General features: G+C 73.2%; 20 protein-coding genes and 1 pseudogene. 15 read left to right on the top strand and 6 right to left on the bottom strand.

From position 1 onward, the window contains the following. Positions 1 to 247: pseudogene (locus ABD224_RS21785) on the top strand (histidinol-phosphate aminotransferase family protein); the annotation flags it as partial. Between the two features lie 18 nt (positions 248 to 265). Here the strand turns inward: ABD224_RS21785 and ABD224_RS21780 are convergent. Then, complete coding sequence (locus ABD224_RS21780; RefSeq protein ID WP_344052440.1) at positions 266 to 919, bottom strand: DUF4360 domain-containing protein; 654 nt, start codon at positions 917 to 919, stop codon at positions 266 to 268. Between the two features lie 293 nt (positions 920 to 1212). On the opposite strand from ABD224_RS21780, the gene ABD224_RS21775 reads away from it, so the two are divergent. From ABD224_RS21775 to ABD224_RS21750, 6 genes are all read left to right on the top strand, one after another. After that, entirely contained in the window at positions 1213 to 4173 is a 2961-nt protein-coding gene (locus ABD224_RS21775) for a glycoside hydrolase family 35 protein (protein ID WP_344052438.1), read from the top strand. 153 nt (positions 4174 to 4326) lie between these two features. Beyond that, the gene (locus ABD224_RS21770) at positions 4327 to 5574 is read left to right on the top strand and encodes a DUF6545 domain-containing protein (protein WP_344052436.1); all 1248 of its coding nucleotides are present in this window, start codon (positions 4327 to 4329) and stop codon (positions 5572 to 5574) included. A gap of 98 nt (positions 5575 to 5672) precedes the next feature. After that, the gene (locus ABD224_RS21765; protein WP_344052448.1) at positions 5673 to 6176 is read left to right on the top strand and encodes a toxin; all 504 of its coding nucleotides are present in this window, start codon (positions 5673 to 5675) and stop codon (positions 6174 to 6176) included. Then, a complete protein-coding gene (locus ABD224_RS21760) occupies positions 6173 to 7342 on the top strand; it encodes an MAB_1171c family putative transporter (RefSeq protein ID WP_344052434.1) in 1170 nt (389 codons plus the stop codon). The genes ABD224_RS21765 and ABD224_RS21760 overlap by 4 nt, the downstream gene beginning before the upstream one ends. 103 nt (positions 7343 to 7445) lie before the next feature. Continuing rightward, positions 7446 to 8621, top strand: a complete 1176-nt coding sequence (locus tag ABD224_RS21755) for an MAB_1171c family putative transporter (protein WP_344052432.1) — start codon at positions 7446 to 7448, stop codon at positions 8619 to 8621. 26 nt (positions 8622 to 8647) lie between these two features. After that, entirely contained in the window at positions 8648 to 10054 is a 1407-nt protein-coding gene (locus tag ABD224_RS21750; protein ID WP_344052430.1) for an NAD(P)/FAD-dependent oxidoreductase, read from the top strand. A gap of 114 nt (positions 10055 to 10168) precedes the next feature. Here ABD224_RS21750 and ABD224_RS21745 read toward each other — a convergent pair whose 3' ends face one another. Continuing rightward, complete coding sequence (locus tag ABD224_RS21745; RefSeq protein WP_344052428.1) at positions 10169 to 11014, bottom strand: SMP-30/gluconolactonase/LRE family protein; 846 nt, start codon at positions 11012 to 11014, stop codon at positions 10169 to 10171. Continuing rightward, entirely contained in the window at positions 11011 to 11475 is a 465-nt protein-coding gene (locus ABD224_RS21740; RefSeq protein ID WP_344052426.1) for an IclR family transcriptional regulator domain-containing protein, read from the bottom strand. The genes ABD224_RS21745 and ABD224_RS21740 overlap by 4 nt, the downstream gene beginning before the upstream one ends. Positions 11476 to 11746: 271 nt before the next feature. Between ABD224_RS21740 and ABD224_RS21735 the strand changes: the two genes are divergently transcribed. The 5 genes from ABD224_RS21735 to ABD224_RS21715 all read left to right on the top strand — a co-directional run bounded on the left by ABD224_RS21735 (position 11747) and on the right by ABD224_RS21715 (position 16998). Further along, a complete protein-coding gene (locus tag ABD224_RS21735) occupies positions 11747 to 12346 on the top strand; it encodes a hypothetical protein (RefSeq protein WP_425581030.1) in 600 nt (199 codons plus the stop codon). Positions 12347 to 12668: 322 nt separating this feature from the next. Then, positions 12669 to 14135: an acyl-CoA synthetase gene (locus ABD224_RS21730; protein WP_344052422.1), complete on the top strand. Its 1467-nt coding sequence runs from the start codon at positions 12669 to 12671 to the stop codon at positions 14133 to 14135. Next, a complete protein-coding gene (locus ABD224_RS21725; protein WP_344052420.1) occupies positions 14128 to 15495 on the top strand; it encodes a carboxyl transferase domain-containing protein in 1368 nt (455 codons plus the stop codon). The genes ABD224_RS21730 and ABD224_RS21725 overlap by 8 nt, the downstream gene beginning before the upstream one ends. 129 nt (positions 15496 to 15624) lie before the next feature. Beyond that, on the top strand, positions 15625 to 16662 hold the full coding sequence (locus ABD224_RS21720; protein WP_344052418.1) for a rod shape-determining protein: 1038 nt from the start codon (positions 15625 to 15627) through the stop codon (positions 16660 to 16662). 174 nt (positions 16663 to 16836) lie between these two features. Continuing rightward, on the top strand, positions 16837 to 16998 hold the full coding sequence (locus tag ABD224_RS21715) for a hypothetical protein (RefSeq protein WP_344052416.1): 162 nt from the start codon (positions 16837 to 16839) through the stop codon (positions 16996 to 16998). Positions 16999 to 17199: 201 nt separating this feature from the next. Here ABD224_RS21715 and ABD224_RS21710 read toward each other — a convergent pair whose 3' ends face one another. Next, positions 17200 to 17673, bottom strand: coding sequence for a MarR family winged helix-turn-helix transcriptional regulator (locus ABD224_RS21710; protein WP_344052414.1), 474 nt, complete (start codon positions 17671 to 17673; stop codon positions 17200 to 17202). A 151-nt stretch (positions 17674 to 17824) separates the two neighbouring features. On the opposite strand from ABD224_RS21710, the gene ABD224_RS21705 reads away from it, so the two are divergent. Beyond that, complete coding sequence (locus ABD224_RS21705; protein ID WP_344052412.1) at positions 17825 to 19039, top strand: MFS transporter; 1215 nt, start codon at positions 17825 to 17827, stop codon at positions 19037 to 19039. Between the two features lie 158 nt (positions 19040 to 19197). Continuing rightward, entirely contained in the window at positions 19198 to 20025 is an 828-nt protein-coding gene (locus tag ABD224_RS21700; protein ID WP_344052410.1) for an aldo/keto reductase, read from the top strand. Between the two features lie 228 nt (positions 20026 to 20253). On the opposite strand, the gene ABD224_RS21695 is transcribed toward ABD224_RS21700, so the two are convergent. Beyond that, complete coding sequence (locus ABD224_RS21695) at positions 20254 to 21318, bottom strand: Lrp/AsnC family transcriptional regulator (protein ID WP_344052408.1); 1065 nt, start codon at positions 21316 to 21318, stop codon at positions 20254 to 20256. A 136-nt stretch (positions 21319 to 21454) separates the two neighbouring features. Continuing rightward, positions 21455 to 22309: an enoyl-CoA hydratase/isomerase family protein gene (locus tag ABD224_RS21690; RefSeq protein ID WP_344052406.1), complete on the bottom strand. Its 855-nt coding sequence runs from the start codon at positions 22307 to 22309 to the stop codon at positions 21455 to 21457. A 295-nt stretch (positions 22310 to 22604) separates the two neighbouring features. Here ABD224_RS21690 and ABD224_RS21685 point away from each other — a divergent pair, with 295 nt between their 5' ends. Then, positions 22605 to 23240 carry a TetR/AcrR family transcriptional regulator gene (locus tag ABD224_RS21685; protein ID WP_344052404.1) on the top strand — a complete coding sequence of 212 codons (636 nt, stop codon included), beginning with the start codon at positions 22605 to 22607 and terminating at the stop codon, positions 23238 to 23240. Positions 23241 to 23541 lie beyond the last annotated feature (301 nt).

The following is a 23541-nucleotide window of genomic DNA, read 5'->3' as shown; positions in this document are numbered from 1 at the left end:
CCCGGCGGCCCAGCAGATGCCGGCGCCGTCCCCGGCACCCGCACCGGCTCCGCAGCCGGCTCCCGCGCCCGCCGCGAGCGGTCCCACCCCACCGGGCGTCCCCGCACGCGGCGGCCTCACGGCCGCCCAGGTGCGCGGGATGACCGCCCCGCCCTCGGACAACCCCAATCTGACCCCGGCCCCGGCCACGGGCTGGCCCAGCCCGCAGAACTGGCCGAACGCGGCGGGAATGGGGCAGGTGGGTTAGCCGGGGCGGGGCACCGCCTCAGGACGTCGGGCACTTCTGCCAGGCCAGGTGGTAGACCGTGCTGATGTCGCCGTCCGTGGAGTCCATGGTCATGAAACTGACCTTGTCGGGGGAGGAACCGGCGGTCACCCGCAGCTCGGTGTTGATGTTGAAGTTGCGGAGGACTCCGCAGGGCGCCCAGACCAGCTGGGCCCACTCGGTCTCGTCGGTGGCCTGCCAGTCGTCGTTGTAGGGCCCCTTGAAGGAGTGGTTCTTGAAGACGGTCTCCGGGGAGCCCTGGAAGTAGTACGAGGCTCTCTGCAGGCCGGTCGCGCCGGGCTGGAGCGAGGCGAAGCCCCGGTAGTCGGCGCTGGCGATGGCGTAGGTGAAGCCCTGCGGCACGTGCACGACCAGGTTGAGCTGACAGTTCTTGCGGAACGCCGTGGGGTCGGAGTTGCCGCCGGCCTGGGCGAGGTAGTCGCTGTAGGTGACCGTGAAGGCGGTGTTGTCCGGGGAGACGGCGACGGCCGCGGTGCCCTTGCGGCAACCGGAGCCGTTCACCGTAGCAATGTCGATGACGATCTTGTCCTGGGGCGGGTCGGTCACCACCGGGGAGGGGTGCGCGGGGAGCGCGGGGAGCGTGGTGGTCAGCAGCGCGGCGATCGCGCTGCTCATGAGCAGTCCACCTGCCATGGTTCTCCGTCCATTGCCTGGGGGATGAGGGATTTGTGGCATGTACCTGTCAATCCAGGCGCATCGTAGGGAAGCTTCCGGCAGGGCGAGAAGAGCGCTCTTCGGCCATTCACACCGGCCCCCGCGTCCACACGGCCGCAGGCGCCCCTGCCATATGCCGAACTGTCGCTCCCGCAAATATCCCTGCCGCGGCGCCCGTTCGCGCCCTGCTTCTCGCGCGTCCGCGGTGCATCGGGCCTCGAGGAGAATGACGGCAGCCGCGCCCCGTATGATCGCCGCCCGGGAGGACACCTTTGGCGCTCAGCAGACGTTCATTCAGCGCCCTCGCGGGCACGGCCGTGCTCGGACTCGCCCTGAGCGGCGCCCGTCCCGGGACGGAGGGCTCCTGGCCCCACGTCGCACGCTTCGCCCCCACGGGTCCGCCGCCGCAGCCGCCGAGAGCCGACGGGCGGCTGCACACCGTCGGTTTCGACCGCCACTCGCTGCTGGTCGACGGCAGACGGCTGGTGCTGTGGTCCGGCGAGATGCACCTCTTCCGGCTGCCCAGCCCCTCCCTGTGGCGGGACGTGCTGCAGAAGATGCGCGCATACGGCCACAACGCCGTCAGTGTCCAAGTGGCCTGGAACTACCATTCCCCCGCCCCGGGCCAGTACGACTTCACCGGTGTACGGGACCTGGACCTGTTCCTGCGGACGGCCGCCGAGACCGGCCTCTACGTCGTCCTGCGGCCCGGTCCCCGTCTCGACGCCGGGATCGACGGGGGCGGCCTTCCCGGCTGGCTGACGGCCGCTCAGGACCGCGCCCGGACCCCCGATCCCGCGTATCTGAGGCACGTCGACGAGTGGCTGGGCCGGGTGAACGCCATCGCCGCCCGGCATCTGTTCACCCGGGGCAGGGGCACGGTGCTGCTGTACCGAATCGACGACGGGTACGACGGGTACGACGGCGTGGACGAGCCCGCCGGGCGCGCCTACCTGCACCACCTGTACGAGAAGGTGCGCGCCGACGGCATCGACGTACCGCTCTTCCGCAACGACCAGGGCGGAAAAGGCCACTTGCTCCCCGGGACCTTCTCCTCCGGCGACCAGCAGGTCGACTGGCTGCACGGCTTCGACGGACCCGCCTCGCCGGACCAGTCCCCGCCCGTCCGGGAGTACCCCGGGACGGGCAGAAGGACCGGCGGGGCGAGCGCCGGCCCCCGTACGCCCGGGTCCGCACCGGCGTCCCGGGGCGACGACCGGTCCGACGCGCGGGGCGGGTGGTACACCGGGGTGCGGCGCCCCCGGGACGCGGCCCACGAGCGGCGGCTCCACCTGACCCACCTCGCCCACGGCATCACGGCCCATCAGGTCCGCACGGCCTTCGGCGGCACCTCCTGGGGCTGGCTGCCCGCGCCGTCCGTCCCCGCGTCCTACGACGACGGGGCCGCCCTCGACGAGAGCCGGCGGCCCACCGAACGGCTGGTCCCGGTGCACCAGATCGGGCACATGCTGCAACGCATCCCCGACTTCGCCAGGCTGGAGCGGGCGAACGGGGCGAAGGTGCCCGGCCTGAAGACGTTCCATCTGCGGAACCCGGACACCGGCACCCGGGTCCATGTGCTGCGCAACGACGGCGACCGGGAGGTCTCCTCGACGCTGCGCGCCGCCGGCTCCGACCTGCCGGTGACCGTGCCGGCCCGGGACGCCCGGCTGCTGGTCACCGGACTGACGCTGGGACGGCACAGGGTGCGCTGCTCCACCGCGCAGCCGATGCTGTTCCTGGCCGCCGGACGGCAGGACGTCGCGGTGTTCTGCGGACGGCGGGGCGAGATGGCGCGGGTGCTGCTGGAGTACGCCGAGGAACCGCGGGTCGACCGGCTGAGCCAGCAGGCCGCGTACGTCTACGACCGGGGCCTGCTGCGGGTGACCGTTCCCCTCGGTGCCGGGGGGCTGATCGGGGTCCGGGTGGAGGACGCCGCCGCCGAGCGGCCGCTGCTGCTGCTCTTCGCCGACGAGGCGACCTCGATGCGTCTGTGGCCGTACGACACCCCGTCGGGCTCCCTGCTGGTCCACGGCCCCGCGCTGCTGCGCACCGCCACCGTGCGCGGCTCCACCCTGCATCTCACCGGTGACACGGTCGCCGGGAGCCCGCTGGAGGTGTGGGGGCCGCACGGCATCAGCCGGCTGACGTGGAACGGCCGGGCGGTGCCGGCGTCGGTCACCGGCTCGGAGAGCCTGCGCGCCCACGCGCCGCTGCCCGGTGTGCCCGAGGTGCGGCTGCCCGAGCTCGACGGCTGGCGGATGCGCACGGAGAACCCCGAGGCCGGGCCGGGTTTCGACGACTCGGACTGGCAGGTCGCCGACCGGACGTCCTCCCTCGGGGCGACGCCCGTGCCGAAGGGGCAGCCGGTGCTGTTCGCGGACGACTACGGCTTCCCCTACGGGGACGTCTGGTACCGGGGCACGTTCACGGACGCCACCGGCATCGGCTCGGTCTCGCTCACGTACGACGCGGGCCCGCACGGGCTGCTCATGGCCTGGCTGGACGGCCACCCGCTGGGCACGCACCGGATGCCCGGGCCGGACATGAGCACGCTCCCCGAGGGGAGTGGGACGGGCACGGCGGTCTTCCCGGTGGATCCGCCGCTGCGCACGCCCGGCCGGCACGTGCTGTCGGTGCTGGTGCGGCGGACGCGGCACGACCGGGACGGCACAGCGCACGGCACCCGCGGGGCGGCGCGCGGGCTGGCGGCGGTCTCCTTCGGCGGGGGCACACCGAGGGTGCGGTGGCGGCTCCAGGGCACGGCGGCGCCCGACCCGGTGCGCGGGCCCCTGAACAACGGCGGGCTGTACGGGGAACGGGAGGGCTGGCACCTGCCCGGCTTCCCGGACCACGACTGGGAGCGGGTCGGCTTCCCCCGGGCCGTGCGGCGGCAGGGCGTGACCTGGTACCGGACCACCTTCGCACTGGACGTGCCCCCGGACGTCGACGCCTCGGTCGGGCTCACCCTGGACGACGACCGGTACCGCTCCTACCGTGTGCAGATCTTCCTCAACGGCTGGAACATGGGCCAGTACATCAACGGCACGGGCCCCCGGCGCACCTTCGTCCTGCCGAACGGCATCCTGCGCACCCGGGGCACCAACACCCTGGCCCTGGCGGTCCTTTCGGAACTCACCACGCTGTCGGGGCCGGGACGGGTGCGGCTGAGGCTGCTGGGCGCGGCGGCGGGCGGGGTGCCGGTGGAACCGGTGGACTCGCCGGGGCGCTGAGCCGGACCGGCACCGTGTGCGCGGAACGCGGCGGGCCGCGGTCGTTTCCGCTCAGGTCCCGGTCACCGGATCACCTGACGCGAGCAGCTCAAGCCGCGTAGGCTCGAACCGTCCGCCCAGCGGGAGGCACCGGAAGGAGCAGGGAGTGTGGTCATGGACTTAGCCGGGGCGGCCACCGGGCCCGTCCGGCTCGCCCTGGATCCCGCCGTGCTGGCCGGCCAGTCCTCCCTCTCCTTCTGGATCGCGGCCGCGGTGCTCACCGCCGCGCTGGTGATCAAACTGCCCACGATCATCCGGCTGTGGCAGGACCCGATGCTGCGCGCGGTCGGCGGACTGCTGCTGCTCGCCTGCGCGGTGTTCGTGTTCGTGGCACCGTCGACGATCCGCTGGACCAACCGGGTCACGGGGGTGCCGAACATCTCGGCGCCCTGGGTGTACTCGCTGCTCACCGCGTTCTGCGGGGCCTGTCTGCTGCTGATCATCGCCTGGCGGAACGGGCTGTCCGACCGTTCGGCCGCGACCCGGCGCGCCACGCGCTGGGTCGTCTCGGCCTACTCGGGGGTGATCGTCGCGCTGTGGGTGCTGTTCGCGTTCGCCGACGTGCCCGTGGAGCGGCTGCGGGACCTGGACACGTACTACGCCAACACGCCGTATCTGCGCGAGATGATCGTGCTCTATCTGCTCGCGCACTGCGTGGCCGTGCTCATCACCTCGCGGGTGCTGTGGAACTGGGTGCGCACCGACGGACTGGACGTCTGGCTGCGCTGCGGCCTGAAGTCGCTCGGCATCGGCTACGGCCTCAATCTGCTGTTCGACGCCTCCAAGTTCACCGCCGTGGCGGCCCGTTGGACCGGGCACGACCTGGACTGGCTGAGCACGGACGTGGCACCGCCCGTCGCCTGTGTGTCGGCCATCATGATCGCGGTGGGGTTCATCCTCCCGCACGCCGGCCAGTATCTGCACGACCGCTGGCATGTGCGGCTCGCCCACCACGAACTGCGGCCGCTGTACCTGCTGATGCGGACCGTGAACGGCCGGGGGCCGGCCCGGCTGCCGCGCGGCGGCCCGGAACTCAGGCTGACCCGGCGGGAGACGTTCATCCGCGACGTGCTGCTGCCGCTGGCCCGCCGCATCGACGAGGAGCTGCACCGGCGGGCGCACCGGGCCGCGCTGGAGCTGGGGTTCGCTCCCCAGGAGGCCAGGGCGCTGGCCGCCGCGGTGGCGATCCTGGACGTCGTGGAGCGGCGGGAGCGCCTGCCCGAGGACGACGGCGACCGTGACACCACGGAGCTGCTGCGGGAGATCGGCGCCGTCTCCCGGGCACTGCGCCACCCCGACCGTATCGCGGCGGTACGGCAGCGGGCCTCGGCACCGGCGGGGAGTGTGCCCGTCCATGAGTGAACGCGCTGCGCAAGCCTTTTCTCCGCACCCGGCACCCGGGAATGATGGGGACAGGCGCAAGAGAGCGACGGGGGAGGACGGTGCGTAGGAAGAGGGAGATGCGGCGGCTGGCCGATGCGCTCATCGACCCCATCCGGGTGCCGGTTCCCGCCGACCCCGAGACACTGTTCGCCGCGCTCGTCGACTCCGTCGGCGCCTGGCGGGGCCGCCCGGTCGTGGTCCGCCGGGAGGTCTTCCCCCCGCACACCGCCAGCGGGTTGTGGCTGGAGGGCGAGACACAGGACGTGGTCGTGGTGGACCAGCGGGCCGCCGTGTGGCACCAGATCGTGATCTTCTGCCATGAGGTGTGGCACATGCACCGACGGGCCGCCGGGGCGGACACCGCTCCCGTCGCGGGGCCGCCCCGGCCGGTGGCGGCGCGCACCGACTTCAGCCTGGCGGACGAGCAGGAGGCCGACCGGTTCGGCATGCTGATGGGCCGTCGGCTGCGGACCTGGCTGGAGGAGCCGGCGGACTCGGGGTCCGTCGGCGCCGACGGTGCGCAGGACCTGGCCGGACGCATCGGGGCGGCGCTCAACTACCGCGGGACTCGGGGAAGATGAGCGGCCTGATCAACTATGTCAGCTGTGGTGTGCTGTGGCTGGGGCTGCTGGTGAAGGCCCCGGACCTGCTGCGGCACCGGCGCGATCCGTATCTGCGGGCGATCTGCGCGGTGCTGGGCCTGGCGGGTTCCTGTTTCCTCCTCGGGGCGCCGCCGACGGTGGGCGCGATCAACCGGCTCAGCGGCGTCCCGAACCTCGCCGCGCCGCTGACGTACGCGTCGATCACCGCCTACAGCGCGGCCTCCCAGGTCCTCATCGTGTACTGGCGGGGCGGCGAGCGGGTGCACCGGGTGGCGCGGCGCTGGATCGTGGCCTACACGCTGGTGCTGATCGGCATCGCCGTCACCTTCGCGCTCGGCGAGGCGCCGGTGGAGCGGCGCACCGACCTGGACACCTACTACGCGACGACGCCGTTCATCGCCGAGATGATCGTGCTGTATCTGGTGGGGCACCTCGCCGCCGTCAGCGTCACCACGGTGTCCGCGGTGCGGTGGGCGCGCGAGGTGGACGGCTGGCTGCGTGCGGGGCTGCTGGTCCTGGGACTGGGGTCGCTGTGCGGCGCCGGGTACAGCGTGACCAAGCTCGTCGCCGTGGTCGCCCGCTGGTGCGGGTGGGACTGGTCGGCGCTCGGCACGAACGTCTCCCCCGTCGCGGCCGGGCTGGGCGCGCTGCTGACGTCGGTGGGCGTCCTGGTGCCGCTGACCGGGCCCCGGCTGACCGAGTGGCGGCGGGCCTGGCGGGCGTACACGCGGCTGGAGCCGCTGGAGCGGGTGCTGGACGGGGTGCTCACCCGCCGCCGGCTGCGGCTGCCCCGGCCGCGCTGGGCGTCCCCCGTCACCCGGCTGATGTGGCGGCAGACCAGCATCCACAACGCGCTCGGCCACCTGGACGCGTCCTTCGACCGCTCCCTGTACGAGCGGACCTGTGAGGCGGTGCTGGAGGCGACCGGCGACCGGGAGCGCGCCGAGGCCGTCGCCTGGGCGGCGGTCATCACCGCGGCGGTGCGCGACGATGCCACCGCCCCGCCGTCCGGCGCCCCCGCCCGCCTGGCCGTCCGGCTCCCGGATCCCTCCGCCCTCCTGCGCATCGCCGACGCCCTGACCGAGCCCCTGCCCGTTCCGCCGCGCCGCGTTCCCGCCGGCCCGACCCCCACGGGCACGGCATGAACGGTCCGCGGGCAGCGGGTCCGCCGCGGCGCGGGCCGGGCCGGACGCCCCCGGAGCGTCCCGCCGCGCCGGGCTCCGTCCCCCGCGGGCGGGGGTGGTCCGGGTGAGTCTTGTCATCTATCTGGCGGCCGGGATCTTCGGGATGTCGGCCGTCGTCCTGCTGCGCCGGCCGCGTACCGCCCTGCGCGATCCGCTGACCGTGTCCACCTGTGCGGCGATCGTGCTCGGCTCGCTGGTGTTCGTGTGCTCGGCGCCGCTGACCCTGGCGACGGTGAACCGGCTCACCGGCATTCCCAACTTCGGGGCGCCGCTGACGTACGGGATGCTCTCCGCGTACAGCTGCTCGCTGCTGATCCTGCTGATCCACTGGAAGGGCGGGCCTCCCCGGCGGGTGCGGCGGATGGTGCTGCGGAGCATCGCCGCGTACGGGCCGCTGATCGTCGTGATCGTCGGGCTGTTCGCGCTGGGCGACGCCCGTACCGAACGGCTCACCGACCTGGACACGTACTACGCCAACGCGCCGTATCTGCGCGAGATGATCCTGCTCTATCTGCTCGGGCACAGTGCGGCGACGCTGACGATGTGCGTGCTGTGCGTCAAGTGGAGCCGTGAGGTCACCGGGCTGCTGCGGGCCGGGCTGCGGCTGATCCTGGCCGGGTCACTGCTGGACGTGGTGGGCTTTCAGCTGGCCAAGTACACGGCCGTCGTGGCGCGTTGGTCGGGGCACGACCTGGATGTGCTGTCGACGAAGGTCGCCCCGCCGATGGCCTCGCTCGGCGCACTGCTGTGCTCCGCCGGTTTCGTCCTGCCCCGGCTGCTTCCGGCGGTGCGGGCGCAGGTGCGCAGCCTGCGGGACTACCGGCGGCTGGGCCCGCTGTGGGCGCGGGTCCGGCTCGGGTCCACCGCGCCCAGGCCGCCGAGCGGCTGGTGGCTGCTGCCCCAGGCGCGTCTGCAGTGGCGCGAGGTGTCCATCCACGACGCCCTGCTGGGCCTCGCCCCGTACTTCGACGACCGCGTCCGTGAGCGCGCGCTGGCCGCCGCCCTGCGCGCGGGCCGCACCGCGCACGAGGCCCGGATCGCCGCGGAGGCGGCCATGCTCGCCGACGCCGCGCGCCGTGCCGCCGCCCGCGAGGAGCCGCTCGCGGTGCCGAGCGGCCACCGCCTCCACGCCACGGAGGTGTCAGGAACCAGCGGGCTGGTGGAACTGGCGCAGGCGCTGGTCCGCTCGTCCGCCGAGAACACCGCACCAGAAGGAACACTGAGGACCTCCCATGGCTGAGCCCATGGCCGACTCCGAGGAGCCCCATGTCCCCCAACCACCGCAGAGCTGTCGTCATCGGTGCCGGTCTGGCCGGCATGCTGGCCGCGGCGGTGCTGTCCGACGTCATGGACGAGGTGGTCGTGCTCGAACGCGACACCCTGCCCGACAGACCCGAACACCGCAGGGGGCTGCCCCAGGGACGCCACGCCCATCTGCTCATGGCCGGCGGTCTGGCCGCCCTGGAGGAACTGGTGCCGGGCAGGAGCATACGCGGGCGGCTGCTGACCGCGGGCGCCCGGGAGATCTCGCTGGGCCGGGGCATGGTGGTCCTGACGCCCGAGGGCTGGTTCAGGCGCTGGCGGCACGAGGGACCGGTGATGCTCAGCTGCACACGCGCGCTGCTGGACTGGACGGTGCGCTCCGCCGTCCTCGCCCACACCCGTACCGAGATCCGCAAGGTCCAGGCCGTGGGCCTGATCGGTGACGCACGGCGTGTGCGCGGGGTGCGCACGGCGGCCCCCGCCGGGGAGGAGGAGCTGGCCGCGGACTTCGTGGTCGACGCGAGCGGGCGCGGCTCACGGGTCGTCACCTGGCTGCGGGAGCTCGGGATCACCGGGGTGCGGCAGCGGACCGTGGACGCCGGCCAGGTCAACGCCACCCGCCTGTACCGCACGCCCGCGGGAGCCGAGGAGTTCCCGCTGACGATGGTGCAGTCCGACCCGTACGGGGCCCGGCCGGGCCGCAGCGGCATGGTGCTGCCGATCGAGGGCGACCAGTGGATGGTCAGCCTGGCCGGCACACGGGGCGGCGAGCCGCCGTCGGACCCCGAGAAGTTCCTGCGCTACGCCCTCGACCTGCCCTCCCCGATCGTGGGCCGGCTGGTCTCCGGCGCCGAACCCCTCACCGAGGTGTACGTCAGCCGCAGCACCAGCAATGTCCGCCGCTATCTGGAGCGGCTGCCGCAGTGGCCGGAAGGTTTCGTCGCCCTCGGCGACGCGATCGCCACCTTCAACCCGACCTATGGGCAGGGCATGTCGGTGGCCGCGTTCCAGGCGCGGCTGCTGGGCGAGGAGCTGCGCCGCCTCGGCCCGGACGGCCCCGGTCTGGCCCGCCGTGTGCAGCGCGGCGCCGCCCGCCCGGTCGCCATGGCCTGGACGGCGGCCGTCAGCCAGGACGTCTGGTACCCGGACGTCCGCGGCGCCCGGCCCGGTCTCGCCGACCGGCTGGTCACGTCCTACAGCCGCCGTCTGACGAGGGCGGCCACCGGCTCCTACCGTGCCGCCGCCGCTCTGTGGGACGTCACCAGCATGCGCACCGGCCCCGGGCGTCTGCTGCACCCCGGCACCCTGCTCTCCGTTCTCAACGGCCCTCTTCTCCCGCCGCTCTCCGCTCCCCCGCTGACCTCGGACGAACGCAAGATCCTGAAGGAGCTGGACCGGACGGGAGGCTGAGCCCGCAGGGGCATCGCGCCGCGGAACGCCAGGGGGTGGCGCACCGCGGAGCACCGGGGGCAGCGCACTGAGGGGGCATCAGGGGCCGGGCGGCCGGGCACGGGGAGCCGGCCGTCAGCCCGCGAACGCCGGCGCGGGCAGGCCCCGGCCCGCGTCCCGCACCACCAGGAGCGAGCCGGACAGGGGATGGGGGTCCCGCAGGCCCGTGCGGGCCGTGGTGATGTAGAGGTCGGTCAGACCGGGGCCGCCGAAGGCGCAGGCCGTGGGACGGCGGACGGGCAGCGGAAGCACGCGGTCCAGGGTGCCGTCGGGGGTGTAGCGGCGGATCGCGGCGCCGTCCCACAGGGCCACCCAGACGCAGCCGTCGGCGTCGACCGTGAGACCGTCCGGGAAGCCGGCGCCCTCCTCGATCCGGGCCAGCGGCCGTCTGCCGGTGACCCGTTCGCCGTCGACGTCGAAGACGTCGATCCGGCGGGTCGGTGAGTCGACGTAGTACATCAGGCGGCCGTCGGGGCTCCAGCCGGTGCCGTTGCTGACCGTCACCTCGGGCAGCACCACCTCGGCCGTGCCGTCGCCGGTGAGGCGGACGAGGGTGCCGCCGCCCGGGGCCTCGTCGTAGCGCATGGTGCCGGCCCACAGGGAGCCGTCGGGGGCCACGGCGGCGTCGTTGCCCCGGCGGCCGGGGACCGGGTCGTGGTGCAGCATCCGGAAGGTGCCGTCGGGGTCCACCAGCCCCACCCCGTCGCGGAGGTTGAGGACGAGTCCGCCGCCGGCGCGGGGCTTGGCGGCGCCCACGTGCTGCTCGGTCGTCCGCACCGTGCGCCGGCCCGAGACGGGGTCGTAGGTGTGCACCCGGCAGGAGAGGATGTCCACCCAGATCAGCCGCCCGGCCGCCGCGTCCCAGGTGGGGCCCTCGCCCAGTTCCGCCCGGGCGCGGACCGCGACCTCGTACGCCGTCACGCCGTGCTCCGGTGTCCGAGGCGCTCCGGCAGTCCGGTGGCGTCCCTCACGGCGAGCTGCTCCGGCTCCGCCCGGCGCTCCTCGCTCCGGCGGATCGCGGGCACCGGGACGGACAGGGCCGTAACCACCTCTCCGGTGCGGTCGCGCACCGGCGCGGCCACGCACGGGACGTCCGGGCCGGACTCGCGGCTCTCCACGGCCACGCCCCGCTGCCGGATCCCGCGCGGGGCCTCGCGCGGGGCGGCCGGACCGGTGATGCCGTCCAGGGTCGTCGCGGCCGGCTCGGCGCCGTCCGGGATGCGTGCGACGGGCGTGGTGACCGGCTCGTGCACCGTGGTGCGCGGCAGGTGCGGCCCGCGCACGATCCCGGGGGCGGAGAGCGTCCCGTCCTCCTCCGGGAAGAGCTCGAGTATCTCGAGTACGCCGAGAGCCCGGGTCACGGCGGGTACGAGACGTCCCACGACCGGCCCCTCTCTGGAAACAGGCCTGTTCGCCGTACCAACAGGCTGTCGGCATGGCGAACACAGGCTAGTCACCGCGGGATGTCCGGGCAATGGGAGAAGGCCCGGGCAAGGAGGCCCGGGCAAGGAGGCCCGGGCAAGGGGAAGGTTTGAGCAAGGGGAGGGGAGTCCGGGCAAGGGGAGGGGAGTCCGGGCAAGGGGCGGACAGCGGGCCGCCCGGCGGCGGGCACGGACCGGACGGCCGAGGTCCGGGTGGGCGACGATGGATCCCATGCCGACGCCTTCCGGAAAGCGCCCCGCCGCCCCTTTCACCCCGCTCGACTTCCAGCTGGTGCTGCTGCGCCGCATGGCCGACCACAATCCGGACCTGGTGGAGGACGCCCGCCGTGCGCTGGGCGCCTCCTCCGCGGATCTGCGGGAGGCCAACAGGCGCTGGCAGGCGATGGTCCGTTCCCCGCGGTCCCGCTCGGCGGCGGCGCGCTACGGCTCCCTCCTCGGCGCCCCCGAGTCGACGGCCGTCCGCCGCGTCGGCGACCTGGACTGCGAGGTCCGGCAGTGGCCCGTCCCCCTCTGGCCCGATCTGCGTTTCGAGGTGCTGGTCGCCCCCGGCGGCCAGGTCTGGAACGAGTGGCTGGTCCGTGCCCCGGGTGCCGAGGGCCCCGACCTGCGCACCCTCGACGACCTCACCCCCTGGTCCTGCACGGTCGACGAGGTGGCCCGTGCCTTCGCCCCGGCCCGTCCTCTGGAGGGCACGGCCCCGACCCGCTGGGGGCTGGCGTTCCGGGCCCCGGACGCCCAGGGCGTGAGCCGTCGGGTCGTGGCGGAGTTCACCTGGGGGCTGTTGCAGCGCACGCGGATCGACGACCGCTGACTCCGGTGAGTTCGGTGACTCCGGCCGCAGGGTGTGATCCTCACGTCCGGGTGCGGACTCGTCTCCGGTTCATGACCGGCTTGTGCCCGGGCCCGGTGGCGGCGCGGTGCCGGGGCCGGGGGCGCGTGCCGGGGCCGGGGCGCGATCGTCCTGTGGGGCACGAAGACGGCGCGGACGGCGACCCGGCGTGACCAGGGCGACACGGCCGCGGCGGCAAACGGCGTCGGTCTTGGGTAGGACGGAGATGTCGTCCCCGGACGAGATGTCGTCCCCGGACGGCACAGCAGCCCACGAGAGCCACGGAGTCACCAGGAGTCGCCGCGTGTCCTCCCTCTTTCCCGCCCTGACGGGTGATTCTCCCGCCCTGACGGGCGGTTCCGGTGAGCGAGTCGCCCTGCGGTTCGGCGACCGGTCGTTGACGTATGCGCAGCTCGCGGCGGCGGCCGGGGCGGTGGCCGCGCGGGTGCGCGGACAGGAGCGGGTGGCCGTGTGGGCGACCCCGGAGCTGGAGACGGCCGTCGGAGTGGTGGGCACGCTGCTGGCCGGGGTGGCCGCCGTGCCGCTCAATCCGAGGTCCGGGGAGAAGGAGCTCGGGCACATCCTGGGCGACAGCGCGCCCTCGCTGGTGCTCGCGGCGGCCGGGGACGAGCTGCCGGCCGCGCCGGCCGGGCGGGAGCGTGTGGACGTCGACATCCGCGCGAGCGGTCCCGTTCCCGAGGACCACGCCGACGACGGCGACCCGGCGCTGATCGTCTACACCTCGGGCACCACCGGCCCGCCCAAGGGCGCCGTCATCCCCCGCCGGGCCGTCGCCGCCACGCTGGACGCGCTCGCCGACGCCTGGCAGTGGACGAGCGAGGACGTGCTGGTGCACGGGCTGCCGCTGTTCCATGTGCACGGGCTGGTGCTGGGTGTCCTCGGGCCGCTGCGGCGCGGCGGCGCCGTCCGGCATCTGGGGCGGTTCACGACCGAGGGCGTGGCACGGGAGCTGAACAGCGGCGCGACCATGCTCTTCGGCGTACCGACCATGTACCACCGGATCGCGGAGGCGCTGCCCGGGGACCCGGAGCTGGTCAAGGCGCTCGCGGGGGCGCGGCTGCTGGTCTCCGGATCCGCCGCGCTGCCCGTGCACGACCACGAGCGGATCACGGCCGCGACCGGCCGGCGGGTGATCGAGCGGTACGGCATGACCGAGACGCTGATGAACACCAGCGTGCGCGCCGACGGCGAGGCGCGCGCGGGGACGGTCGGGGTGCCGCTGCCGGGGGTCGAGCTGCGGCTGGTGGAGGAGGACGGCACGGAGATCACGGCGTACGACGGGGAGACGGTCGGCGAGATCCAGGTGCGCGGGCCGAACCTGTTCACCGGGTATCTGAACCGGCCCGACGCGACCGCCGCCGCGTTCACCGCCGACGGTTTCTTCCGCACCGGGGACATGGCGGTGCGCGACGGCGACGGCTGTGTCCGTCTCGTCGGCCGCAAGGCCACCGACCTGATCAAGAGCGGCGGCTACAAGATCGGCGCGGGGGAGATCGAGAACGCGCTCCTGGAGCACCCGGGGGTGCGCGAGGCCGCCGTCACCGGGGAGCCGGATCCCGACCTCGGCGAGCGGATCGTCGCCTGGATCGTGCCGGCGGACCCGCAGTCCCCGCCGGGCACCGAGGAGCTGGCCGGTCATGTGGCCCGGCGGCTCGCCCCGCACAAGCGGCCCCGCGTCGTCCGGGTCCTCGACGCACTGCCCCGCAACGACATGGGGAAGATCATGAAACGGGCGCTGACCCATGGCTGAGCGGGCCGAGCGGCTCTCCGCCCGGCAGGTCCTCGCCCTCGTCACCGACGACTTCCGCGAACTGCCCGGTGCCCCGGGGGAGCCGGGGTCCGACGGCCCGCTCGGCTGGCAGGGCTACGGCGCCTCGCGCGTCCGGGCCGCCCGGCGCACCGGCGAGCAGGAGTCCGTGGTCTGCGGCACCGCGCACATCGAGGGCACCCGGGCCGTGCTGATCGCCTTCGAGTTCGGCTTCCTCGGCGGTTCGCTGGGCCGGCACAGCGGCGACCGGCTGGAGGCGGCGTACACCCATGCCCGCGAGCACCGTCTGCCGGTCGTCCCGCTGATCGCCACCGGCGGCAGCCGGATGCAGGAGGGCATGCTCGCCCTCACCCAGCTCCAGCGGGTGGCCCGGCAGTCCGCGCTGGTCCGAAAGGCCGGTCTGCCGCAGACGGCGGTGCTGCGCGACCCGACGACGGGCGGCGGCTGGGCGGCCCTCGGGGCCGGTGCCGATGTGGTCCTCGCCCTGCCCGGCGCCCAGGTCGGCTTCGCCGGTTCCCGGGTCCGGCCGCCGGACGCCGACCCGGCGGCCTACACCGCGCGGGCGCAGCTGGCGGCCGGTGCGGTGGACGCGGTCGTCCGGCCCGAGGAGCTGCGCCGGACGCTGGGGCTGTGGCTGCGGCTCCTGACACGCCCGTCCACGGCGGCCGCCCCGCCTCCCCGGGCCCTCGGCGCACCGGGCCTTCCCGCCACCGGCTGGGAGGCCGTCGAGCGGGCCCGCTCTCCCCGGCGCCCGCGCGCCGAGCGCTATCTGGACGCCTACTTCACCCGGCGGGTGGCCGTCCGGGGCGACCGCTGCGGGGGCACCGACGACGGGATGCTGTGCGGCTTCGGCGAGCACGAGGGCCGTACCGTCGCCTACGCCGCCCAGACCGGCACCGCCACCCGGCCCGCCGGCTACCGCGTCGCCGCCCGGCTGATCCGGCTCGCGGACCGGCTGGGCATTCCGGTGCTGACCCTGGTGGACACCCCGGGCGCCGCGAACGACGCGGAGGCCGAGCGGCAGGGCGTCGGCGCCGCGATCGCCGATCTGTTCGACGCGGTGGCGTCCGCCCGTACGCCGCTGACCACACTGGTGATCGGCGAGGGCGGCTCGGGCGGCGCGCTCGCCCTGGCCGCGCCCGGCAACACCTGGGCCACGCCGGACAGTTACTTCTCGGTGATCGCCCCCGAGCTCGCCGCCGCGATACTCAAGCAGCCGCCCGAGCAGGTGCCGGCCGTGGCCGACCGGCTCCGGCTCCGCCCTCAGGATCTGCTCGAGCTGGGTGTCATCCGGGGGATCGTGGGCCACGAGACACACCGTCCACCTGATGAATCGTCATAAAAATTCATCCATTCGGCGGCACCTCTCCCGGCCCTCCAGAACGGGCGCCCCCTCCCCTTTTCCCCGCACGATGCCAGGGAGGCCGCCGTCCGGTGGCCGCGACGGTCCGCGCTCTCAGGAGGATCCGCCATGGCCGCCAGTCTGGAGCAGCTGCGCCGCTGTCACTTCGCCGTCGACCTGGGGGCGGCCCGGACCCGGGTGTACGTCAAGGGCACGGGGATCGTCGTCGACCAGCCCTCGGTCGCGGCGGTGAACACCCGCAACGGCGCCCTGATCGCGGTCGGGGAGCTCGCGGAGCGGATGACCGGCCGCACCCCGGCCCACATCCGTGTGGTCCGCCCGGTCTCCGGCGGCACGGTCGTCGACATCGAGATGGCACAGCGCATGCTGCGGCATCTGCTCGGCGAGGACATACGCCGCACCCTGCGCCGCAAGCCCCGGCTGCGGGCCGCCGCCTGCACCCCGCACGACGCCGATCCGCTGGCCCAGCGGGCCACCGTCGAGACCCTGCTCGGGCTCGGCGCCCGCCGGGTGGAACTCGTCGACACGCTGATCGCCGCCGCCGTGGGCTGCGGACTGCCCGTGGAGCGGGCCGAGGCCACCATGATCATGGTGTGCGGGGCCGCGGCCACCCAGGTGGCCGTCCTCTCGCTCGGCTCGATCGTCACCGCCGAGCGCATTCCCGTCGGCGGGGAGGCCATCGACCACGCGATCGTGCAGCACCTGCGCCAGGCGCACTCACTGGTGCTGCCCAGCCAGTCGGTACGGCCGCTGCAGCTCGCCCTGTCCGACAACGGGCTGGCCTTGGACGGCCCGGCCTCCACCGAGATCCACGGACGGGACGTGGCCACGGGCCTCGCCCGGTCCGTCCGGGTCGACACCGCCGCCGTGCGGAAGGCCATCCAGGCGCCGCTGACCGCCGTGCTCGACGGCCTCTACCGGGTGCTGCGCGAGTGCCCGCCGGACCTGGTGGCCGACCTCGCGGACCGCGGGATCATGATGGTCGGCGGCTCGGCCCTGCTCCCGGGGCTGGACCAGATGCTGCGCGAGGCGACCGGCATGCCAGTGCACATCGCCGAGCAGCCCGAGCTGTGCGCGGTCCAGGGGCTGGGCGCGATGCTGGAGGGCCGCATCGAGCCGCTGATCCTGGACCCGCTGGGGGCCTGAGGGGCCGGTCGTCCGGATCCCGCCGTGGCTCGCGGACCACGGCAGCGCACCCCGCCCGCCGCGTCAGCGCGGGCGCGTGGCGTCGGTGCGCGGGAGGCGCGGCGGTGGCGGAGTGTGTTCCGGGGTACCCGGTGCACGGACGAACGATCAGCCCCGTCCGCAGGAGTCACCGCCATGAGAGAGCGCACCCCTTCCCAGGCCGAGGGCGAACGCGACGACGCCGACTCGCAGTCCGCCGAAGCGCCGGACACGCCGTATCCGACTCCCTCCCAGGCCGAGGGCGAAGGCGACGACCTGCCCGACACCTCCGACGCCGCCGACGACGACGCCCCCTGAGGAATGTCCCCTTGATGAATGTCCCCTGAGGAACAAAGGCCCCGGACCGATGTCCGGGGCCACCGTCATGGCTGAGGCACTTTCCCCGTTTCCCCGCTTCCCCCCTCCCCCGCGGCCTGCCCGCCCATGACCCGGCGGTGATGCCCGCGCGGCCCTCTCCCCCGCCCGGGCCGCGCGCCGGACTCCAAGGCCGCGCCGCTTCTAGTAGGACGCAGCCGGCACTTGGCGGGGCAGTGATTCGACGGCCCGGACCAGCGGCTCGAGTCGGGGGTCCCGGGCGGCCTCGTCGAGCGCCTCGCGCAGTGCGGCGTCGTGCGTGGGCCGGGCCCGTTCCAGCAGCTCCAGACCGGCCGGGGAGACATCGGTGTAGATGCCCCGGCGGTCCGTCGGGCACAGGTAGCGCGACAGCAGTCCCCGGTCCTCCAGGCGCGTGACCAGACGCGTGGTGGCGCTCTGGCTGAGCACGACGGCGTCGGCGACCTGCCGCATCTGCAGATGACCGCCCTCACCGTCGTGCTGGCGGCTGAGCACGTCCAGCAGCGAGTACTCGCGCACGCTCAAGCCGTGCTCTGCCTGCAACGCCCGTTCGATACGGGCCTCGATCTTGTTGTGGAGCAGGGAGAGCGCACACCAGCCCTGGGCGAGGGCGGTGAGTGCGGGGTCGGTGGCGGTCACAGACGCTCCTCCTTCAGCGGGCCGCTCTTCCCATGCTTGCACACGGCGGCAGACCCGAAGCGACTTACCCCGCGTTTGCAAATATCCCGCGCATGCAATTATTGTCGTCGCCCGTAAACGCCTCACGCAATCATCTGGAAGGTACGTCCCCATGCCTCTCGCGCTCCTGGCTCTGGCCATCGGGGCCTTCGGGATCGGCACCACCGAATTCGTGATCATGGGCGTACTGCCCCAGGTCGCGGACGACTTCGGCGTCACCATCCCGACCGCCGGCTGGCTGGTGTCCGGCTACGCCCTCGGCGTTGTGATCGGTGCCCCGCTGCTGACCGTGCTGGGCACCAAGGTGTCCCGCAAGAAGATGCTCATGTTCCTGATGGGCCTGTTCGTCGCGGGCAACGCGCTGTCGGCGCTCGCACCGGTCTTCGGCGTCATGCTGACCGGGCGGATCGTCGCCTCTCTCGCGCACGGCGCGTTCTTCGGGATCGGCTCCGTCGTCGCCGCGGACCTGGTGGCCCCCGAGAAGAAGGCCTCGGCCATCTCGCTGATGTTCACGGGCCTGACCGTCGCCAACATCGTCGGTGTCCCCGGTGGCACCTACCTCGGCCAGGCCGCCGGCTGGCGGGTGACGTTCGCCGTCGTCGCCGCCCTCGGGGTCGTCGGCCTGCTCGGTGTGGCCAGGCTCGTGCCCGAGACCGGACGGCCCGAGACGGCGCGGGTGCGCACGGAGTTCGCCGCTTTCCGCAATGTGCAGGTCTGGCTCGCGATGGCGATGACCGTCCTGGGCTACGGCGGTGTGTTCGCCGCGATCACCTACATCGCTCCGATGATGACCGAGGTGGCCGGCTACTCGGACGCCGCCGTCACCTGGCTGCTGGTGCTGTTCGGCATCGGCATGTTCCTGGGCAACCTGCTCGGCGGCCGGTTCGCCGACCGCGCCCTGATGCCGATGCTGTTCACCTCGCTGGGCGCCCTGTCCCTGGCCCTGCTGCTGTTCACCGCGACCGCCCACGACAAGGTCCTCGCCGCGATCACGCTGACGCTGATCGGCGCCCTGGGCTTCGCGACCGTGCCCCCGCTGCAGAAGTGGGTGCTGGACCAGGCGTCGGCCGCCCCCACCCTGGCCTCCGCCGCCAACATCGGCGCCTTCAATCTCGGCAACGCCCTCGCGGCCTGGCTCGGCGGTGTCACCATCGCCGCCGGCCTCGGCTACACCTCGCCCAACTGGGTCGGTGCCCTGCTCTCCGGCTCCGCCCTGCTGCTGTCCTTCCTCGCCGCCTTCCTCGACCGCCGCACCCGCTCCCGGGTTCCCGACAGGATCGTGGCGGCCTCCCCCGCCGAGCGGACGACCGCTCCCCTGGGCCACTGACCCTCCCGCGGCCGGCCCGGTGCCACCGGCCTTCCGGTGGCCGCTCCCGGTGCCGCCCGCTCGTTCCCTCCGGGCGCGCAGCGCGCGCCGCGGACGCCCTGCCCGCCCGGTTTCCCCATCCTCCGCACCCTCTGCTCACCAGCCAAGGAGATCCCCGCATGACCGTCCCGGTCCCCACCGTCACGCTCAACAACGGCACCCGGATGCCGCAGCTCGGCTTCGGCGTCTTCCAGGTCCCCGACGCCGAGACCACGGCCGCGGTGACCGCCGCGCTCGAGGCCGGCTACCGCTCCATCGACACCGCCGCGATCTACGGCAACGAGGGCGGCGTCGGCAAGGCGCTCGCGGCCTCCGGGATCGCACGGGACGAACTCTTCGTCACCACCAAGCTGTGGAACGCCGACCAGGGCTACGACGCCACCCTCAAGGCCTTCGACGCCTCCCTGGCCAGGCTCGGCCTGGACTACGTCGACCTGTACCTGATCCACTGGCCCACGCCGGCCCGCGACCTGTACCGGGAGTCGTGGAGGGCGATCGAGAAGCTGGTGGCCGACGGCCTGGTCCGCACCGCGGGCGTGTCCAACTTCCAGCCCGCCCACCTGCGCCGGCTGCTGGACAGCGCCTCGCTCGTCCCGGCCGTGAACCAGATCGAGCTGCACCCCGGTCTGCAGCAGAGGGAGCTGCGCGCCCTGCACGCCGAGCTCGGCATCGCCACCGAGGCCTGGAGCCCGCTCGCCCAGGGCGCCGTTCTCGGTGACGCCACGATCACCGGCATCGCCGAACGCCACGGCAAGTCCCCCGCCCAGGTCGTCCTGCGCTGGCACCTGCAGCTCGGCACCATCGTGATCCCCAAGTCCGTCACCCCGACCCGCATCAGGGAGAACATCGACGTGTTCGACTTCACCCTCACCGACGAGGAGATGGACGCCATCGCCGCGCTCGACCGCGGTCTGCGCACCGGCCCCGACCCCGACACCCTCAACTGACGCCCGCTCAAAGACCCGTCCGGGGCGGTGGTCCACCGCCCCGGACCGCGTGCCGCCGGTCTCGTGCCCATGTCCGCACCGGCGGCAGCACGGCATCGTCCGGCGCGGTGCCCGCGCGTGCCCGCCGGCAAACGGCGGTCCCCGGGCTCCGGCTCGGGGCGCCGGCCGATCCCCGTCATGGGAGGCTTCCGCTTCCCGTCATGGGAGCGCCGCCCTTCCCGTCGTACGTCACTGGAGTGCTGCCGCGCGCCTGCGCTCGTGCAGCGCCTCCTGGTGCTCCGGGAGGTCGTCGGCCACCAGGGGGACAGCACGCACGGACCGCCCCTCCTCGTCGAGGACGCGGCCGAGCAGCTTCTTCGTGTACAGCACCACGGACCTGTCCTGGAACCGGAGCGAAGGAAGTTCCCGGCTCATGCTCCGCTCCAGGTCATGGGCTTCCTCCGTGGTGTGCAGCAAAGCATCGACGACCACGTTGTGGGGCCCCGCCACCAGGCTGCACGAGCGCACCCCGGAAAACCTGCGGATGCGGCCCTGGACGCTGTCCATGTCATGCGCCTGGAGTGAGCCGAACAGGACAGCGGCCACAGGACGCCCGGAAAGGAGGCGTGAGATGTCGCAGCGGAAGGTGATCAGACCCGTCTTCTGCAACCGGGTCAGCCGACGCCGCACGGCAACAGGTCCAAGCCCCACGCGCTCGGCGATCCGCCGCAGGGGCATGCGTCCGTCGTCGGCCAGTGCCCGGACAATGCGATGGTCGGGAGCTTCCAGGACAGCACCGCGCCCCGTGCGGGCCTCGGCCTCGGCCTCGGCTCCCAGGCGGCGGCGCTGCTCCGGGGACAGGGCGCCTTCGCGCCATCGGCTGGCGTCCAGGGCCGACCCTGTCACAAGGTGACTGCGCACACGCGTGATCCCCGGCACGCGGCCGACACGTTCCAGCAGGTATGCGGAGAGCCTGTAGAGGTCGGGCGCCTGGGCCAGCACCAGCAGATCCCGGGCACCCGCGGTCACCTTGACCGTGGCCGCCTGCACGTCGGCGGCCAGGACATCCGCCACTTCGCCGGACCGCCCTGGCAGGCAGACGATCTCCACCAGGGCGCAGGCGGGCGTGGCACTTCCCGCCGGATGCGCGGTGACCCAGGCGACTCCCTCCTCCCGCATGCGCGACCAGCGCCGGCTGATGGTTGCCGCGTCCACCCCCAGAACGGGTGCCAGTTCCCTCCAGCTCGCACGCGGAGCGCACCGCACAGCGTCCACGATGGCGAGATCGAGCTCGTCGAAGGTCGAGGTCCTCATGGATCCATGGCTCTTTCCCTGCTGAGTCCCTGCTGAGCGGCTGCTGCCGCGGACGTGAACCAGCACTCTCCGCGCTCGCCCGGCAGGCCGGCCGGACTCGACGGCATGGGCCCGGCCGGTCTGCCGAGACGCGGCGTCAGAACAGCTTGCGCGCCTCGGAGTCCGCAAGCAGCTCCGGATCGGGCACACGCGCCTTGCCGGCGACGTTGGCGAGCATCTGATGTGCCATGTGGAAGCCGAAGTCCTCGGTCACCGCCTTCTTCCAGTGCCGCGACACGATGTTGTGCGTGGCCCACCGTGTGTAGCGCGGCCGCTTCATGATGAACCGTGCGAGTTCCCAGGCCCGGTCGAGCAGTTGCTCACGAGGGAGCACATCGCTGACGATGCCCCACTCGAGGGCCTTGTCCGCCGGAATCGACTTGGCCGCATAGACGTAGTAGGCGGCGCGCTTGGGACCCATCAGAGCCTGAAGCGCCATGAACTGGCCGTCTCCGGGAGGAGAGCCGAGCCAGAAGTGCGGGTCCATGAAGTCGGCGTCCGGCGCCGCGAGCGTCACATCGCTCATCATGGCGAACTCGGTGTGCACACCGGGGCCGTTGACAACTGCGATCGTCGGGATGTCGATGCTGTGGGTGAAGCTCTCGATGAGTTTCCAGCCGTCCATCATCCGCTGATGAATGTGGTCGGGGTCCAGCTCGCAGGCGGGTCGGGGGTTGTGCCCCTTGGGGTCGCCCGTCATCCACCTGTCACCGGTGCCCGTGATGATCAGCACCTGGTTCTCGGGATCGTTGCCGATCTCCTGCCACACGCGCGCCCACGCATTGTGCGCGGCGTGCGTGTGGACGTAGGGACCGCCGTCGGTGTGCAGGCGGGCTTCGATGATGCCGTCCTCGCGTCGCATCCGGAAGAAGTCCGCATACCTGGCCGAGTACTCCTCGAACCTGGGCGGAGCGAGGTACCCCTCCCAGTGCTCGCTCGGGTCGAATCCCATGTGTCTACCTCCGTTGCAGAGGGCTGTCGCCGCTCGGACCGCACAGGTTCAGGTGGCACTCGTCCCTGTCGTCGGGTCCCCGCCCGCCGTGCGGCGTCCGGCACGCGCTTCTCGAGCGTTTCGAGCAGGGGAATCCCAGCCGCGCCGCCAGGGCGTGCACGCATGCCTCTCCAGACGGACGGCGGAAAGGTGACAAGAGGATCCGGGGCGGGCTTGTCGGTCGCGCACGCCGGCCGACCCGGTTCCAAAAGCACACTGACCGGTGTGCTTTTGGACTCTACAGTACGCTCGCACCATGTCCAGAGGCATCGCGGCGGTTCAGACTCCGGGACGACGACGGCGTTCGGAGGGCAAGAAGGCCGCGATCCTGGAAGCGGCGGAGGCGCTGTTCCTCGCCGAGGGGTACGAGCGGACGAGCGTCGACGCCATCGCGGCCCGGGCGCAGGTCTCCAAGCGGACCGTCTACGACCACTTCACCGACAAGGCGACGATCTTCCTCCGGGTGATCGAGCGGGCCCACGACGCGGTGGTCGGCACCGTTCGTGCCGCTCTCGAAGAGGAGTTGACGCAGGGCCGCGACCTGCGCGAAGCCTTGACGGCGTTCGGGCAACGGGTGGTCACCGAGGCCTTTCCGTCGTCCGCTTACGTGACCTACAGGCGACTGACCTCGCAGCGGTGGGCCGTCCCCCGGCTGGCCGAGGCGACACGTGAACGCCCCGAGCGGATGCTCGAGGAGCGCTTCGCCGCCCTGGCCGCGGCCGGCGAGATCCGGACGGCGGATCCCGGCCTGGCCGCACGGCACTTCACCGCTCTCACGGTCGGTCTCGCCCTGGACGCACTCGACGCCCGGGAAGACGCCGAAGCGGGGAAGCCGGAGATCCTGACGATCATCGCCGAAGGCGTCGACGCGTTTCTGCGGGCCTACCGCTGACCGGCCTGCCTTGCCGAGCCGACCGGCCTCCCTTCCGGTACGAGTGCGGTGGACACCAGCCGACGCGGGAGGGCGCACCGCACCCCCGGCACACCTGCGCCGGGACCAGCTCCGACGGCGATCACCGAGCGGACGGGCAGCACCCGGGGGACGGGCGACCGCTGGGTGAACTTTCGTGCACCACTCGGGCCGCCGCCGCAGATCTCATGCACCTCGAGGGCCTGAACCCGGCCTCGCCCTAACGTCCGACCGTCACAGCGGATCAAGCGGACCGACGCAGATCAGCGCAGATCAGCGCAGG

The organism is Streptomyces thermoalcalitolerans, from assembly GCF_039525155.1.
GTDB classification, from domain to species: Bacteria; Actinomycetota; Actinomycetes; order Streptomycetales; family Streptomycetaceae; genus Streptomyces; species Streptomyces thermovulgaris.
This window is presented reverse-complemented; position numbering and strand designations above follow the sequence as displayed.